The sequence below is a fragment of the Gammaproteobacteria bacterium genome (genome assembly GCA_029880545.1).
Classification (GTDB): Bacteria; Pseudomonadota; Gammaproteobacteria; order Acidiferrobacterales; family SZUA-150; genus JAOUOD01.
Genome location: JAOUOD010000014.1, coordinates 45,369 through 60,516 on the forward strand (window position 1 = coordinate 45,369; position 15,148 = coordinate 60,516).

The 15,148-nt window shown below is 47.7% G+C and carries 11 protein-coding genes, 1 tRNA gene and 1 pseudogene; all 13 read right to left on the reverse strand.

Annotated elements, in window-relative coordinates:
- Positions 1–18: 18 nt before the first annotated feature.
- The 13 genes and pseudogenes from pheS to OEZ10_13775 all read right to left on the reverse strand — a co-directional run bounded on the left by pheS (position 19) and on the right by OEZ10_13775 (position 15,133).
- Positions 19–1,020: a phenylalanine--tRNA ligase subunit alpha gene (pheS, locus tag OEZ10_13715; protein ID MDH5634028.1), complete on the reverse strand. Its 1,002-nt coding sequence runs from the start codon at positions 1,018–1,020 to the stop codon at positions 19–21.
- A 151-nt stretch (positions 1,021–1,171) separates the two neighbouring features.
- The gene (rplT, locus tag OEZ10_13720; GenBank protein MDH5634029.1) at positions 1,172–1,531 is read right to left on the reverse strand and encodes a 50S ribosomal protein L20; all 360 of its coding nucleotides are present in this window, start codon (positions 1,529–1,531) and stop codon (positions 1,172–1,174) included.
- 12 nt (positions 1,532–1,543) lie between these two features.
- Positions 1,544–1,741 (reverse strand): 50S ribosomal protein L35, encoded by a 198-nt coding sequence (gene rpmI, locus OEZ10_13725; protein ID MDH5634030.1) that lies wholly within the window; start codon positions 1,739–1,741, stop codon positions 1,544–1,546.
- 42 nt (positions 1,742–1,783) lie between these two features.
- Positions 1,784–2,317 carry a translation initiation factor IF-3 gene (infC, locus tag OEZ10_13730; protein MDH5634031.1) on the reverse strand — a complete coding sequence of 178 codons (534 nt, stop codon included), beginning with the start codon at positions 2,315–2,317 and terminating at the stop codon, positions 1,784–1,786.
- 14 nt (positions 2,318–2,331) lie between these two features.
- Positions 2,332–4,242, reverse strand: coding sequence for a threonine--tRNA ligase (thrS, locus tag OEZ10_13735; GenBank protein ID MDH5634032.1), 1,911 nt, complete (start codon positions 4,240–4,242; stop codon positions 2,332–2,334).
- Between the two features lie 116 nt (positions 4,243–4,358).
- Positions 4,359–4,435: transfer RNA gene (locus OEZ10_13740), tRNA-Val, on the reverse strand.
- Positions 4,436–4,514: 79 nt separating this feature from the next.
- Positions 4,515–5,399: an NAD-dependent epimerase/dehydratase family protein gene (locus OEZ10_13745; GenBank protein MDH5634033.1), complete on the reverse strand. Its 885-nt coding sequence runs from the start codon at positions 5,397–5,399 to the stop codon at positions 4,515–4,517.
- On the reverse strand, positions 5,386–6,420 hold the full coding sequence (locus tag OEZ10_13750) for a glycosyltransferase family 2 protein (GenBank protein ID MDH5634034.1): 1,035 nt from the start codon (positions 6,418–6,420) through the stop codon (positions 5,386–5,388). The genes OEZ10_13745 and OEZ10_13750 overlap by 14 nt, the downstream gene beginning before the upstream one ends.
- Before the next feature lie 27 nt (positions 6,421–6,447).
- Entirely contained in the window at positions 6,448–7,467 is a 1,020-nt protein-coding gene (locus tag OEZ10_13755; protein MDH5634035.1) for a glycosyltransferase family 2 protein, read from the reverse strand.
- Positions 7,468–7,506: 39 nt separating this feature from the next.
- Complete coding sequence (gene glpK / locus OEZ10_13760) at positions 7,507–8,991, reverse strand: glycerol kinase GlpK (GenBank protein ID MDH5634036.1); 1,485 nt, start codon at positions 8,989–8,991, stop codon at positions 7,507–7,509.
- A gap of 45 nt (positions 8,992–9,036) precedes the next feature.
- On the reverse strand, positions 9,037–11,001 hold the full coding sequence (locus tag OEZ10_13765; protein ID MDH5634037.1) for a CDP-glycerol glycerophosphotransferase family protein: 1,965 nt from the start codon (positions 10,999–11,001) through the stop codon (positions 9,037–9,039).
- A 90-nt stretch (positions 11,002–11,091) separates the two neighbouring features.
- Positions 11,092–11,451, reverse strand: a pseudogene (locus tag OEZ10_13770) (adenylyltransferase/cytidyltransferase family protein).
- A gap of 70 nt (positions 11,452–11,521) precedes the next feature.
- Positions 11,522–15,133, reverse strand: coding sequence for a glycosyltransferase (locus OEZ10_13775; protein MDH5634038.1), 3,612 nt, complete (start codon positions 15,131–15,133; stop codon positions 11,522–11,524).
- Between the last annotated feature and the right edge of the window lie 15 nt (positions 15,134–15,148).

A 15,148-nucleotide genomic window follows, 5' to 3' on the forward strand; every position in this document is an offset into this window, starting at 1 on the left:
CCGCTATTACTTCCCGCTTCAGCCGTTGAACTGGCGCAGGAAACGAAGATCATTTTCGAAAAACAGGCGCAGGTCATTGACGCCATAACGCAGCATGGTCAGTCGCTCGACGCCAAGACCAAACGCAAAACCGGTGTATTTTTCCGGGTCAATGCCACCGCACTTCAGCACATTGGGATGCACCATGCCGCAGCCCAGCACCTCAATCCAGCCAGTATTGCCGCAAACACGACAACCCTTGCCAGAGCAGATCACGCAACTGATATCCGCCTCGGCAGATGGCTCGGTAAACGGAAAAAATGATGGCCTGAAACGAACCTTGAGATCGGCTTCAAAGAACTGGCGCAGAAACTCGGCCAGGATGCCTTTCAGATTGGCAAAGCTGACATTGTCATCCACCAGTAATCCCTCAATCTGGTGGAACATCGGTGTGTGGGTGACGTCGGAGTCACAACGATAGACGCGGCCGGGGGCGATGATCCTGAGCGGCGGCTTGTTGTTTTCCATGTACCGTATCTGCACAGGCGACGTATGGGTGCGCAGCACGTTGCCGTTTTTGAAGTAGAACGTGTCGTGCATGGCGCGAGCTGGATGATCGGCGGGAATATTGAGCGCTTCGAAGTTATGATAATCGTCTTCAATCTCCGGGCCATCTGCGACTTCGAAGCCCAGGCGGGCAAACAGTTGTTCCAGGCGCTCAAGCGTTTGTGTCACCGGGTGCAGGCCGCCACGACTGTTTCCACGACCCGGAAGGCTGACATCTATCTGCTCACTTACCAAACTGGCCTGGCGCAGTTGTACTTCCAGCATCTGCTTGCGTGCAGCAATTCGATCCTGGAGTGTTGCCTTGGCCTGGTTGACCCACTGCCCCACCTTTGGCCGCTCTTCCGGCGGCAAACTGCCCAGTTGTTTCAGTTGCTCGGTCAGCTTGCCTTTCTTGCCCAGGTAAGTGACACGCAAGACCTCGACTTCGTCAGGACTGGTTGCGTTGTCAGTTTCCGCAAGCGCCTGCTCCAGCATGCGATCCAGGGTTTGTTGCAGATTCTCAGTCATGGTGTTTGGTTTTTCTCAGCGTTTTATTTTATCAATTGGCAAAACAAAACGGGAAAGGTCAACGACCTTTCCCGTTGCTGATAGCTCGACGAATAAAGCTAGAAATTCGTCTTGACGATCAGTTTGCGAGTCCGGCCTTGGCCTGTTCAGCCAAAGCAGTAAACGCATCCATATCGTGAACAGCGATATCGGCAAGAACCTTGCGATCAATCTCGATATCAGATTTCTTCAGGCCATCCATAAGACGGCTGTAGCTCAGGCCATTCATGCGTGCCGCGGCATTGATACGGGCAATCCACAGTGCGCGGAACTGGCGTTTTTTCTGGCGGCGATCGCGGTAGGCGTACTGGCCGGCCTTATCCACAGCCTGCTTGGCTACACGATAAACATTCTTGCGCGCACCGCGGTAACCCTTGGCGCGATCAATTACTTTCTTGTGACGAGCGTGTGCAATGACACCGCGTTTGACTCGTGGCATTGTTCTGTCTCCTTATACGTACGGCAACATGCGGCGAACGAGGCCGGTGTCTGCTTTATGAACCATGTCACCGCCACGCAAGTGACGCTTGCGCTTGGTGCTCTTCTTGGTCAGGATGTGGCGCATATGGGAAGAACTGCGACGAAAACCGCCACTGGCAGTTTTCTTGAAGCGCTTCGCGGCACCGCGATTGGTTTTGATCTTTGGCATTGTCAAACTCCTCAGTCTTGCCGACTGCAATTCAAAATCTGATTACTTGCTGATAACTGCCTTGGGTTGCAGCACCATCACCATCTGGCGACCTTCCAGCCTGGGAAACTGCTCTACGGATGCGTACTCCGCCAGGTCGGCTTCGACCCGTTTAAGCATTTCAAGCCCCAGTTCCTGGTGCGCCATTTCACGGCCTCTAAACCGCATCGTGACTTTTGCCTTGTCGCCCTTTTCAAGAAAGCGAATCAGATTTCGAAGTTTGACGTTGTAATCACCTATATCGGTGCCAGGTCGAAACTTCACTTCTTTGACTTGTATCTGTTTCTGCTTTTTCTTGGCCGCATGTTGCGCTTTGCTCGCTTCATACTGGTATTTGCCAAAATCCATGATCCGGCATACCGGCGGTTCCGCATTGGGTGAAATTTCCACCAAATCCAGGCCCGCTTCTTCGGCCTTGTCCAGGGCTTCTGCGATAGTCACGACGCCAATCTGGTCGCCGTCTGCTCCGATTAACCGCACCTCCGGGGCCTGAATTTCCCGGTTAAGGCGCGTCTCTTTTTTTGCTGCGATACGAATTATCTCCTGAAAAATTAAACGCCGCGGCCCGCGACTTCGTTGGTGAGGCGTAGACTGAATTCGTCCAGGGTCATAACACCCAGATCCTCACCGGTTCGCGTGCGCACGGCAACGGTACCGTCTTGCGCTTCCCGGTTGCCCGCTACCAGCAGGTACGGGATGCGCTGCAATGTGTGCTCGCGGATTTTAAAGCCGATTTTTTCGTTTCTCAAGTCCGAATGTGCTCGGAAGCCTTTATTTTTCAAACTTTTTTCCAGTTTTTCACAATATTCGGCCTGGTCGTCAGTAATATTCATCACCACCACTTGTGTGGGTGCCAACCAGGCCGGCATGGCGCCGGCATGTTCCTCGATCAATATACCGATAAACCGCTCCAATGAACCCAGGATTGCCCGGTGCAACATGACCGGAACCTGGCGGCTGCCATCCTCCGCGACATAGTGCGCATCGAGCCGTCCCGGCATGGAGAAATCCACCTGAATGGTGCCGCATTGCCAGACCCGCTCCAGGCTGTCGCGCAGGGAGAATTCAATTTTTGGTCCGTAAAACGCGCCCTCGCCCGGTTGCAGTTCCCATTCAAGACCCTTGGAGTTAAGTGAATCTTCCAGCGCCTGTTCCGCCTTGTCCCAGATTTCATCGGAACCGACGCGATTTTCAGGACGCGTGGACAGCTTGGTTTCAAGCTGATTGAAGCCGAAATCCGCATAGACCTTGGTCAACAGATCAATGAAATCAGACACCTCGTCCTGGATCTGGTTCTCGGTACAGAAAATATGCGCGTCATCCTGGGTGAAGTTGCGCACGCGCATGATGCCGTGCAGGGTTCCTGACGGTTCATTACGGTGGCAGGAGCCGAATTCTGCCATGCGTAGCGGCAGGTCCCGGTAACTCTTCAGGCCCTGGTTGTAAATCTGTACGTGGCAAGGGCAATTCATCGGCTTGACCGCGTAGTCACGGGCCTCCGAATGCGTGGTGAACATCATGTCACCAAATTTGTCCCAGTGACCGGATTTTTCCCACAGGCTGCGATCGACCATTTGCGGGGTTTTGACTTCCTGGTATCCGTGATTGCGCAAGGTGGCGCGTATGTACTGTTCAATTTGTTGCCAGATAGTCCAGCCTTTGTCGTGCCAGAACACCATGCCCGGCGCTTCATCCTGGGTATGAAACAGGTCAAGCTGGCGACCCAGCTTGCGATGGTCACGCTTTTCCGCTTCCTCGAGCCGATGCAGGTATGCCTTGAGATCTTTCTTGTTGGTCCAGGCCGTGCCGTAAACACGCTGCAGCATTTCATTGCGTGAATCCCCGCGCCAGTAGGCGCCGGCGACTTTCATCAGCTTGAAGGCCTTGAGCTTGCCGGTATTGGGAACATGAGGGCCGCGACAGAGGTCGATAAATTCGCCCTGCTTGTACAGCGAGATCTCCTCGTTACCGGGTATGCTGCCGATAATCTCGGCCTTGTAATCCTCACCCATTCCCTTGAAGAACGTCACCGCGTCGTCGCGCAGCATGACTGAACGGCTGACTTCATCACCGTTTTTGGCCAGTTCGGTCATCTTGTTCTCGATAACAACCAGATCTTCTTCGGTAAAAGGTCGCTCGTAGGCGAAATCGTAGTAGAAGCCGTTGTCGATCACCGGACCAATTGTGACTTGCGCTTTCGGGAATAGCTCTTTGACCGCCTGAGCGAGCAAATGAGCCGTGGAATGGCGAATCACGTCCAGGCCGTCTTCGTCCCGGTCGGTAACAATGCCCAGCTCAACATCGCGATCAATGGTATACGAGGTATCGACCAGTTTACCGTCAACACGACCGGCCAGCGCGGCACTGGCCAGCCCTGGGCCGATATCTGCTGCAACATCGGCTACGGTTACGGGGTTGGAAAATTCGCGCTTGGAACCATCTGGTAAGGATACAACCGGCATCTCTGCTCCCTCAGTCAGTGGCGACCCCTACCAAAGGCCGCGTGTGGGCAATGAAATAAAAACGGCGAATTCGGGAGCAAATTCAACAGAGCCTCCGGATTCGCCGTTCTAGCGAATGGTAGGCACGAGTGGACTCGAACCACCGACCCCCACCATGTCAAGGTGGTGCTCTAACCAGCTGAGCTACGCGCCTGTCGAGGCGCGGAAATTATCATAATCGCTGGTTCAATCAAAGCCTTAAATCGTGCCAACCCAATCAAATACGGTCCGTTTCAACGGGGCAAGTCATCCCGCCCCAATACAAATTTTCTGGGCGTAAAATCCAGCGCTTCACTTGCCTGCTGGTGGTCAAAAACCAGGTCCTGGTTCATCCGCTCAATCATGCCGAAAGACAGCTTGCGAAACCCGGGAATCAGTCCGGACACGACCAAGGCAGCCTTGAATACCACCGCCGGAATCCGAACGATACGCGGTGATCGATTCATTGCCCGGAACACGCGTGACACCATTTCTGTATAACTGAGCACTTCTGCCCCGGAAATATTCATCGCCATATTCTTCGTACTGCTCGTTTCCAGTGCCGCGAGACATGCCTTGGCTACGTCATCAACATGGACTGGCTGTCGCCTGCCTTGCGCCGGACCAAAAACAGGAAAGAAACCAAATCGGTGAATCAGGCGGGCTATCCTGGAAATATTCTGATCATGGCCACCGCCATAAATCATGGTCGGCCGGAGAATTATCCAGTCGATGCCGTTGGACTCCGCCCAACTGGCCAGTTCTTCCTCCGCTGCTGCGAGCTTGTTAGCAAGTTGACGATCAGCGGGGTCTTTTGCGTCAGCCTTGGTAAATCGGCTGGTAGAAGAAAGCGCAACTATGCGCCGGGCACCTTTCGTTAACAAAAAGTCAAAATAGTCGGGGAGCACCCAAATGGGCGCGAGAGAAAGCCAGAAAGGTATAACGGGTTTGCCGGGGCTCGAATCCGCTTGCCCGAGCTGGTGCCAGACTTCAGACTTACTCGATCGACCTGCCTGCCGACTGAAGGCATGAACCTCCCGGGTCTCCTGCTGACCTGTTGAAGCCAAACGACTCAGCAGTTTTGTACCGACCAGGCTTGTTGCCCCGAGTATGCCCAGCCTGAGATCAGGTGCTGCCAATCCTGCCACCGTGGCGGATGCGCCTGGCTAGCTGGCAGGTTGCGACCATCCCAAACCGCAACCAGACACCGCAGCTCACCAGCCACATAAATGCGCCGGGGTATTGATGACGAAAGAACTTGCGGTAAAACCTCATCATGCCCTTGTGTTTGTGCCATTCGACGAATAAAGGACGCGAACGGCCACAAGAGCCCTGAAAATGTTTTGCCGGGGCGTCGGGCACAAACAGGATTTTCCAGCCTTTTTGACGCAACCTCATGCAGATATCAAGGTCCTCACAATGCAGGAAATAGTTTTCGTCCCATCCGCCGATTTCCTCCAGCACGCTTTTTCTGACGAGCATCATCGCCCCGGAAATGGCTTCGACCTCTACCGGATGTGTCGGAAGCGGTTGTGTGTGAAGGTAAAAATCATAAAAGAGTCTGGGCCAGCGTTTTGAAAAACGCGTCAAACCAAATGCCCGAACGAATGAGCGCCACGGAGTAGGTATCGCCCTTCGACCACCAGCCTGTTCCGTGCCATCCGGATTCATCAGGCGCCCCCCGGCCATGGCTGCACCCGGGTTTGCCTCCAGGGCATCAACGAGCTTTTTTAGTGAGCCAGCAGCCAACATGCAATCGGGATTTAGGAACAAAACATAGGGGCTGGTCGCTTCGATGTTGCCACGATTGCAGCCACTGGCAAATCCGTGATTGTTACGGTTGTCGACTACCGAAACATAATCCTTCCCAAAATATGTGCTTTTTATCGGGTCGGTACTGCAATCCGTAGAACCATTATCAACTACAACAACATCTTGAGAATCGTCCACACACGCCGCTACACTTTGCTGCAGCAGATCGCCCGAGTTGTAATTCACGATAACAGTTGTAACGGGCAAGCGCCCGGTTTTAGCCAACCCTGCCACGAGAACCGGTATATCTACAAGCTTTGCCTTGATTGGCTTGTGATCCAGCAGATTGACGACCTTGCCTGTATTCAACCTGGCTGACGGCTTTGAGTCTATGCGTGGAGTATCCATGACGCACTCCTTGTTATGCGCTATTTACTATCTCATTTTGCTGTTTTGCGTGCGTCTTGGGTGAATCGTTTTGCGGGAGGGGTATAGTCGTTTATCCAGCACCGCCCAGATATCAGCAATAGAAGCTCGGCGATTTTTCTGTATGAGCGACCGCTTTTTGAGCACACCGGGTAGACCTTTCAGCGCATCCCGCTTTGCCCGGAGTATCACTCCACCCTTCCCTTTTAGTATATAGATCAACATTATAACCAAGTTGAGGGCGATGTGAAGAGGCAGGAACAACCAAAACAGGATGCCGGGCATATTTTTCACGTATGCCCAGACCAGGTTACGATGACCGTGATAGATGGCAAAGTCACTATGACGGCCGCCGGTAGTGGCTGAGCCAACATGATGAACCACCGCATCCGGTACATACATGGCCTTGTGCCCTGCCAGCCTCAGACGGAATCCCAGGTCGACATCTTCGACATAACAGAAAAAATCCTCATCGAACCCGCCCATTTCCCGGAGCACTTCGGTTCGATATAGCGCGGCCCCGGCACAGGCGGAGAATATTTCGTGTGGGCAAGTATGCTCGGGGTCAGAGCTGTCAAAATCGTCCAAAAAGCCATCGCGCCAAACAAGACCGGACATATGGTATACATCCCCAATCCCGTCGATCTGGCGCAAATCGCTATAAACTAGCTGCCGAGACCCAAATGCGGCAATATCAGAATGCATGTCCGCCGCCTCTATCAGTGCACCCAGCCAGCCAGGATCTGGGAATGCGTCGGGGTTCAGCAAAGCAACATATCTCGCCTCTGTATCGCTTATAATGAAATTATTTGCGTGCGCAAAACCGGTGTTTGTGCCCAGCAGGCAAGCAGTCACAGCAATTCCGGGGTATTGAGAATATTCCGATGGTACCGACGGGACGCTGCCATTATCAACGATAATTACCCTGCGTGGTTTTAATGTTTGTATCGATAGATGCTCAAGACACCTCTTTAAAAGATCGTTACTATTCCAGTTTACTATTATGACTGACACGTCTTCTGCACGCATAACGATCTCGCAACCTATGTATATATCCGGCAGAAATATCTAAAAGCCGGTCATGCCTTCGCGAATAATGTCCTGGGGCATGTGCCGCGCCTTATTAACCGCGTCATGCCAGCCAGCCAATAGTTTTGACCTGTCATTCTCGCTAATACGGGGTACGAATGTTTTGTCCAGTTTTTGAATAGACGACAGTTCATCAATTGATAACCAGACACCCGCTCCAAGGCCAGCCATAAACCCAATACCAAATGCAGTCGATTCTATATGTCGTGGGCGATGAACTTCTGTATCGAGCATGTCCGCCTGAAACTGTAAAACAAATTCATTTTTAGTCATGCCTCCGTCCACCTTTATACCTGATATTGGCAAACCGGAGTCAATTTCCATAATTCGCAAAACATCTACACTTTGATATACCACAGACTCCAATGCAGCCCTTACAATATATCTTTTATCGGTACCAAAACTCAAACCAACAATAGCAGCTCGACAGTTCATATCCCAGTAAGGTGCACCAAGGCCGGTGAAAGCTGGCACAATATACACGCCTTCGTTTGAACTTACGGCCCGCGCCATGGCCTCGCTGTCCGACGCATCCCCTATCAATTGCATACCATCGCGCAGCCATTGAATCACTGAGCCCGCAGAAAATATCGAGCCCTCAAGCGCAAAACAGCGCTCACCAGTTTGGGAAACAGCGACTGTTGTTATTAGGCCATGGTCCGATGTGATACGTTTTTTTCCGGTGTTCATCATTAGGAAGCAGCCGGTACCGTATGTGTTTTTGACACTGCCTTCAGCTAGGCAGCCGTTTCCAAAAAGAGATGCTTGCTGATCCCCGGCTATAGCGAGAATAGGGACCCCGTTTACCGCAGGTATCGTGCTTACTGAACCGTACTCGTAGATTGAATTATAAATTGACGGCAAAATACATCCAGGTATGTTGAATATTTCGAGCAACTCCGGATCCCAGCTTCCCGTTTCAAGGTTGTAAAGGAGTGTTCGAGAAGCATTGGTGTGGTCTGTTGCATGAATAGCGCCACCGGTCAACTTCCAAAGCAGCCAGGCGTCTACCGTTCCAACCAAGGCTCTTTCAATATCAACTTTAACATTATCGAGAAGCCATCGAATTTTGGTGGCACTAAAATAGGCATCTAGCGGTAACCCGGTTCTTTCTTTCACAAAATTCGCTGAACCTTTCAGATCTGCACATATGTTGCTTGTTCTGCGGCATTGCCAAACGATGGCATTATGGTACGGTTGGCCTGTAACGCGATCCCACAATATAGTAGTTTCTCGCTGATTTGTAATACCTATCGCAGCGACCGATCCTGAAGTAGAATCCATTACCTCTTCAATGCCTGATACGACTGAGTCCCATATATTGTACGGATCATGCTCAACCCATCCTGGTTGTGGATAATGTTGTCGAATTTCACGATATGCGCGCGCCTTGATATCTCCTTGGTCGTCGAATAAAATTACCGTTGTACCGGTAGTTCCTTGATCAATTGACAATAAATTCATAATACACTCACGCCCCCTTTATCCACATACAGACACTCCTCTGCCTTATTTATACCTCAACTGGCCAGGGAACTTGGTCCAATGAGCTTTTAGCTCGTATTCTTCCGACAGGCCAGATTGCTGCAAGCATGAGTTAATTCGTAGATACATTTTCCAGTCGAAGTCGTTTGGAATGTCAAAACGATATTTTCGATTTTCCTTGTGCCCATGATTTAGCCAGTGCAGCTTAACGTCATGCTCCTCTGTTATGCCAGCCTTGATCAAATCGCGATTTAAATACAAATATTCCTTCCACTTGAAATCTGAAGGTATCAGGTCTCGAGTTTCACAAAGACTGTGATGCGAAAATAATCCAAAATTATTACGCAGCAGCTCTTCTTCTATTAGTCTGTCTTGACCATGTATAAATATCTTCACACCAAATGACAACAGTTTGTATATATCAGAATTTTTCGTATTAACATTTCCGGTTACGCAATTCTTGTACCGCAGGGAAATACCGATCGGGTGGTACGGGTCAGCATCAAAAATTCGTTCGAGATTTTCCAGCGACTTCGCACTAAACGGATCTTTGTCAAAATACTTCCACAAGCTCACCATCGAACCATAAAAGTCGTACTTGATAACATGCTCAAAATCTTCATAGCAGTAGACCTGCGGTATAAGTCTGCCTTGAACGTTATATTCAGCTGCGACGGCGTGTATATCATCAACCCCTTTGCAATATTTGTCGCCTACGTCCTTTATATCCAGTACTATATAAACATCTTTGTCACATATAAAAGCACATAATTGGCGAAATGACATAGGCGTGTATTTACCATTAAACCTGGATTGAAGAAATGTATCAGTGGTAACGTCGCTAAATTTTTGACTAAGCCCATATTTTTCTTCTGTTTCATCATGCGCCACAACCAGTCCATCACTGCAACTCACTATATCCAGCTCAATTAGCGCGTTACTCCGACACGATTTGATTATGGATTCCTTGCTGTTCGTGTAGCCATCTCCGTCTACGATTCCACCTGCATGAGCGATAACATTAGCTGCGCCAACCCTCATTAGATTTTTTTGATACTTAGATCTATCGTGCTCGTTTCTGTTTTTTTGTGAAGTAGACCCAAATTCATTTATACATGTAATCAACTGCTCGGTTATTCTTCTATAAGAATCTCTGGCTATTACAGTTCCTTTGAGAATCTTCTTTTGGGAATAGGAAAGAGCATCGCTGTAATTGGAAACATTCTTTATTGCCCAGCCAATTTGCGATGGGCGAGCTGGTAATCCGCAAACAAAGAAACGCGCTGATCCTGCTGATACAGGATACTCGTAGTCTTTAGATGGATTATCAGGGTATGACTTTAGCAACACCTGTATAATATGTTTCCCCAATGCCGCAGCCTCGTAGAGAATTGATGACGTATCAGATATAACAATATCTGCATGCTTCATGATCTCCACGATTATATTATTATCATTTGATACGATATTTAATTTAGTCTCGCCGTCAAGTTGTGCCTTTTCTACATGCTGACAGACTATATGGTTATCACATTTTTCTATCTCATCTAACACCAATCTCGTATCATCGTTGAACTCGGTAAACCACGTTGGTGCAAACAACACAATATTCTTATTTTCATCTAGATTATATCTGGCACAAAATGATTTTCTAGTCATGGACGGGCTACTGAAAAGAAGATTAGACTTAATAAAAGCAGAAGCCTTTATATTGTTATCAGGACCGAAAAAGCTTTCCATCGATTCTTTATGGTGTGGTCCGGCAGTAAGGAAGTAATCGCATGACAAATAGCGTTCAAATGAGCCCAAAAACCATTTTAGATTACTGGCGCCATGATCGATAAGAATGATTGGCGTTTCTCTATAGGTATGCCTAAGCCTTTCATCCGCTTTGTTAAATACCACTATCGCATCGAACTTTTCGTCAGGATATTCGTCTTTTGTCGTAACCGCGTGACAGGTGACTTTAACCTTGTCAAGATATTCCATGTACGGCTGGGCGCAGTGCAGGTGTTTTTGTATATAACAGTCTGCAAATAGCAGACGATAGGTTTTTATACTTTCAAGCAGGCCAAGTTTAATCTCGGTAGTTGATACACCCTGGGTGCGCGGCAAGTATACAGTTTGGCAACCAACAAAATCGAATTTTCCTTTCCAGTCATCTCCCATAACAAGGACATCAGCCCTGTATTGTTCTATGTAGGCATCCTTTAACTCAAGCGATTCCTCTACAAATATTTCATCAACAAACTTAAGATTGCGCACTATTTCCAGTCGGTGAGAAAGGGGCATGATACTAATTTTTCCCTTTCGGTAATTCAGGTCATCGGAAGACACACCTACAATCAGCCAATCGCCAAGCTCCTTTGCACGGCGAAGTATGTTAATATGGCCAGGGTGAAACATGTCAAACGTGCCGAAGGTTATTATACGTTTCATTATAACTCTCGTATTAAATATTTATCGATAAACAATATTTTGCAAAACCGAATTGCCGTATGGACGAATCCTATTTAAAGCGATTTTCAACAACTTGCTTCACGCTATCAGTAAAGCGATCTTCTGAACATTCGTTACGAATTCTTGCCAGCGCGTTTTCTCTAATCTTTTTCCACAAGAGATCGTTTTGATAAATTTCTATACACATCTCCGCGAATCCTTCCGGATTGTCAATTTTAGATGCCAATATATCCTGACGATTTATCCAGCCAAGTTGATCAAGAATCAATGTGGTGGTTACTACTGGTAGTCCATAGCTGGCGGCATGGTGCACCTTCATCGGAATACCCGCCGCATAACGAGTTGGGGCAATAAAAACTCTTGCTGTTGAATATAGCGACCAAAGATCATCCACCCTGCCGTGAAATATAATATCGCTATTTTTTTGTTCATAAAGTTTTTCGCAGTCACAGATACCGGCAATGTTCAACTTTACGTCTGGAAAGAATTTTCGAATTTTTGGAAAAATATTCTCGATAAACCAAATCAATGAGTCGGCATTGGGAGATTCACATGCATGTATTCCCCCAACAAATAATATATCCTTTCTGTTTTTCAATGATTCCGGTGTAGCGCGCACCACCGCTTTATGTGCAAGTATATGGACATCCCTGAAACCGTGATCCTGGTATACTTTGCTCTCTGGAGGAGAGACGGTAACAATTCTGTCGGCATACTTTGCAATTGCCAGCTCGTTATTTACCATCTGCTTCTTTCGGTTTAATGATAGGGATTTTCCTTGTAATTCCTTGAAGGAAATATCCCGCAGAGAGAAGAGCGCCTCCGCATCATAAATCAGTTTGGCTTGTTGATCGATGACCCCAGCTTCATACAACTCATTGACGAGTTCCATGTTGTGAGGCCTGCTAACAAACAGGATATCGTATGAACCCTTTCTTTCAATCAGTACATTCTTTAGATCTTCTACGCCGCAGCCCCTCAACACCTCTATTCTTCTGTCAATGTCAGAATAGACAGCATCCCAGCTCTGCTCCTCAAACGGGAAACGAATGGGGCACAAGGTGACCAGGCAGCCCAAATCCGCCATCGCGGAAAGAATGCTGTTTGATCTCGGGAATCCGGAGCCGAAATATTTATGAGGAACACGATCATCCAGATAAATGACTGATGGTTTATCGTGTCTGGCAAATCGAGAAACATATCTATTATGCGTCACACCTTCCGGTTTTGATGAAAGAAAGTCACTGTGCTTCCGGAAAAATTTTTCTCTATTTCTTATTTGCAATTCCAAAGCTTTATCCATTGAGCCAGAACTTGCAAACTCATAGTGAAGTATTGGCGCATCTGGTACGTAAATTACACTCTTCCCCGACTTCCTTAACCTCACGCAATAGTCTGTTTCTTCGTAGTAAGCCGGCGAGTATTCCTCATCGAACCCCCCCATATCACTGAAGAGCTTTGCGCTTGTCATAAGGAAGGCGCCCGAGCAATAATCTACCTCTCGCATGAACATGTATTCGGGATCATATGGCGAACTTCCGCGGCCATATCCATTACATCCCCCGTCGGAGAAGATATAGTTGCCGGCCTCCTGAAGCTTTCCATTGAGATTAATAATACGGCCACCGACTGCTCCAGCGTTTTCATTGAACTTTAAGACGTTCAGAAGTCGGCGCATTGCACCTGGCACGACAATGGTGTCATTGTTCAGAAGCAATAGATATTCACCTTGCGCGATTTGAGCGCCTTGGTTTACTGCTTTGACAAAGCCAAGGTTTTCGGTATTACGTACATAGGTGATATTCTGTACAGTCTTTAGAATATCGCTTGTCTTGTCTGTTGAATTATTGTCAACAACTACGATCTCGATATTGTCCAGATTATCCAGCAATAGTGATTGCAGGCATGTCAATGTTAGCTCGGCTCTATTGTATAATATCAAAACTACAGATATCTCGGGCTTCCTAACAGCAGGAAAAACCATGGTTGAAGTACTTTGAACGAATGCGTTCAATCGTTCCTTGCATGACAAATCAAACTCTGATTTGTCCACTGAAAACTCTATTTCATGCGTGAGGTTGTGTATATACGCGCTTATGTCTTGTGGTTGTCCTGAGCTGGTCGTATCACGTGGGGCCGGAGGGACATTTGCCGCCTTATAATGATTTAGCACTGATCTTATGAGCGGAGACCAAGCAAGAAGTGGCCCCAATTTAAAGACCAAATAATTCTTGATTATACGCTTCTGCGATTTTGAAATAGGCAACACGTGTACAATGGATTTGAGTAACCTTGCCGAATACTCGACTAATACCGCTGCTGGAGCAGCTAGGCCTTTTAGCGCACGTTTAATGATTCGAAATCTGACCGGATTTTGTACGATTTTCTCAAGGTGCGCGATGTGGCCATTTTTTTTGGAAACTTCCTGTTCCAGAAACAGAAAATACCCTTTTGCATTATTGATCTGCACCTCTAGATTAGCGATTCGCTCATTGCGCTCGGAAAGACCGGAGACTACGCCATCGAATTGTCCATCAAGTCGAGATAATATCTTTGTTACATCATCCAGCCTCTGTGTAAGCTGATTTAATGAAGACTGCTGCAGCGATAACTGGGTGTTAACCTGATTGGTAATATTATCCAAACTTTTTGTTACAGTTTCATATTCAGCCAATGTTTTGTCCTTATCCTCAAGCGTTTTCTCAAGCTCCTCTATTCTTTCGTCTTGCTTAAACAGGCTCCATCGTTTTTCATCTTCGATATTTTGCATATGGCCAATCAATTCATACAAGTCAGCAAATAAAGGTCTGCCATCCTCAATTAAATCCGACAAAAACTGGTTCAGTTCTTCCGATAGCGAGTCAATTGATGTCAAATCATCTCTTTCAATACAATCTATCAAATTGAAATAATAATCCAGAGCAATATCCAGGAGTCTATTTCCGGTCTTTCGATCCTCGTGGACATGATGGCGGTTAGACTTATCCAGAAAATATGAGTTCTTGGATAATTCTTTCCCTTCAATATTGATTCCAAGAGACGAAGCGATATACTTCATTGTACTCGCAGGGTCGTCAATAAGACTGGAATAACGTACAAAACATCTCTTCAGACCCCTGGAGTTACGTTCTGCCTCTATCGTGTAATGAAGCCAGAGAAGAGCGGAAAGATGTTGCGGTATGTTGTTTCTCCGCCGCAATGATTCCATCACCTCCATGGGGTGACGAATCATAATGATTACACTTTGATCCACATTGATATTGTCGAGCTGCTTTCTCCAAACCGGCAATGTTAATGATAGCCTGGGATCCTTGATCAGAATCGAGTCCTTGTTGGAGTATTCGGTTTTCAGAAGCTTTGATATTCTTTGGTAATACAGCTCAGCGAATTCTGTCTTACAACTTCCCGCCGCCGCCTCAATTGACATCCATGTTCTATTGGAATGCAGAAGAATTTCATCGTTGAGCGAGACAATTTTATTGTTTTCATAGAATCCAGCCGGATTATCACTTGCTGGCGGCATGATATCCTTGCCAATATCTCCACCCAGATGCGCCATAATATTGGCCATCGCGGATGTGCCTGAGCGATGCATGCCTAGAATAAATAGAATCCTTGTTTGTGGTTTGCAGATTTTTCTATTTTTGATTTTGCTCGGCATAAACTTGTAATCCTG